This window comes from Sphingorhabdus sp. (assembly GCF_046596595.1).
Taxonomy (GTDB): Bacteria; Pseudomonadota; Alphaproteobacteria; order Sphingomonadales; family Sphingomonadaceae; genus Sphingorhabdus_B.
Genome location: NZ_JBKJMB010000067.1, coordinates 1 through 1951, shown reverse-complemented (window position 1 = coordinate 1951; position 1951 = coordinate 1). Strand labels below are relative to the sequence as shown.

General features: G+C 56.8%; 2 protein-coding genes. One reads left to right on the top strand and one right to left on the bottom strand.

All coding sequences use genetic code 11. The annotated features are described in order from the left end of the window. Positions 1 to 148: 148 nt before the first annotated feature. The gene (locus ACLL9E_RS07220; RefSeq protein WP_411291065.1) at positions 149 to 949 is read left to right on the top strand and encodes an NTP transferase domain-containing protein; all 801 of its coding nucleotides are present in this window, start codon (positions 149 to 151) and stop codon (positions 947 to 949) included. Here the strand turns inward: ACLL9E_RS07220 and ACLL9E_RS07215 are convergent. After that, a partial coding sequence (locus ACLL9E_RS07215; protein WP_411291064.1) for a DUF1176 domain-containing protein occupies positions 946 to 1951 on the bottom strand: 1006 nt, incomplete at its 5' end. The two genes, ACLL9E_RS07220 and ACLL9E_RS07215, sit on opposite strands and share 4 nt — an antisense overlap.

Sequence of the window (1951 nt, the reverse complement as noted above, 5' to 3'; positions counted from 1 at the left end):
CCTTCAACGGGGCGTTACGAATGATGGTGGCCATGGCTCAAACGACTTTCTGCCTAAAGGATGCGCATTGCCGCTGCGCTTAAGGCGAAATCGATGAAATTGCCAGCCCAAGCTTGCTGCAATCAGGGGGCAGCCCTATAGGCCAATTATGACGACCCAGCCAACTATCCTTATCCTCGCGGGAAAGCGGGACGGCACGCTTGACCCAATGGCTGCAACTGCTGGGGTGAGCCACAAATGCCGCGTGCCGATATGTGGCAAGGCGCTTGTGCAATGGGTATTGGAGGCTGCGATCCCTGCGTTTCCCGACACGAACGTCCTGATCTCCATTCACGATCCGGAAGTAATAGCTGATTTGCCTGGCGTAATCGCGCTTCAGGCGGCTGGCCGCCTGATGATAAGTCAGGCGCAATCGGGGATAGTTGAAAGCGTGGAATTTGCTGCCAAGCAGGCGGGTGAAAGTTGCTGGCCACTTGTGATTACAACGGCTGACAATGTGCTTGTAACGCCTGAATTGATGCAGGACCTGCATGAAAAAGCCATGACGGGCGAAGGTGATGCGGTGGTCGTGCTGGCGATGCGCGAAGCTATTCAGGCCGCGCATCCCGAAGGACAAAGGCGTTTTTACGAATTTGCCGATGCTGCGATTTCAAACTGCAACCTGTTCTGGTTGCGCGATGCCCGCGCGCTCAAGGCGGCAGAAGCATTTCGACAAGGCGGTCAGTTTATCAAGACCAAGGGCCGGATTGCAAAGGCCTTTGGCATCATCAACCTTGTGCGGTTTCGCTTGGGCTGGTGGAAGCTTGATGCCGCCTTCCGCGCGATTTCCGGGCGGCTGGGTACGCGCGTGGTGCCTTACATGGCCTCTGACGGTGCGTATGCTGTCGATGTCGATAACCCGCGCACTTATGCCATTGCGGAAATGTTGCTTAAACAGCGTAAGCTTTAATCCGTAAGCCGAACCTCTGCACGCCACGTCGAGATCCAGTCGGTCGATCCCCTGCATTCACCCATGAAGCTGGCGGCAGTCAGGCGAAAGCTTTGCCCGTCCCAGACATAGGTTTCCGACGAACCGCAATCACCCAGACCCCGGCCCTTATTGTAGCTGCTTATGGTCTGCGTTGCGGCATCCCAGTTTGCATTCACTAATATGGGTATCGCGCTTTGCGCAGTGAAACCGGTTGCGCCATAATCAAATTTGGCGGGTGCGAAAGTCCAGGCACCTTTGGCGTCACGCCGACCCGTATAAACACCTGAAGAAACATTATAGGCACCTGCGCCGCAGTTTATCAGCACCAACGCCCGTGGACCATCGCTCGCATTTCCAAGACTGTAAGCTGTGTCTTGCGTCGACCCGAAACGATCTGCCGCGCATGGGCTGTTTTCGGACAAGGCAACCAACGCCGATGTGTCGGGAAGGATATCATTTGGCGTGATCTTGCGCGCAGAGATGACGGGCAGGGCAGGCCGTTTGCCTGCCTTTGGCTTACCGGCGGTGGCGATGATTGCATTTTTGATCCCGGAACGCCCCTGTTGACCGTCGATATAGCGTAATGCCGCAGAGGACCCGGCAAGCGACGCTTTGCCCACTTCGGTGCCATTCCCGTCGCTCAGATGGACGACATTCCCGCGCGCCATGCCACGTGCAAGCCTCATGGCGGTGGCGCCGGTCACTTTAATGGGCTGGTCCGCCGTTTGAACGTTGCCGCTAGCGAGCAGCCGGCCATCAACACGCAGCTGATATTGGCCGGGCTTAAACATGGGTGACTCAACTTCCAATGCTATTGCGGTGCCGGGTCCCGCTGGCCGCGTCACGACCACAGACAGAAAATTGTCCGGCGCTTGGTCATCCATCAACGCTACGGCCTGGCAATCAAGGCCATTGTCGCAGCCAACTGTCCAATCCTTGAAAATTTGCACTTTGCCAGGCGTGACCGCCAAAGCTGCGGGA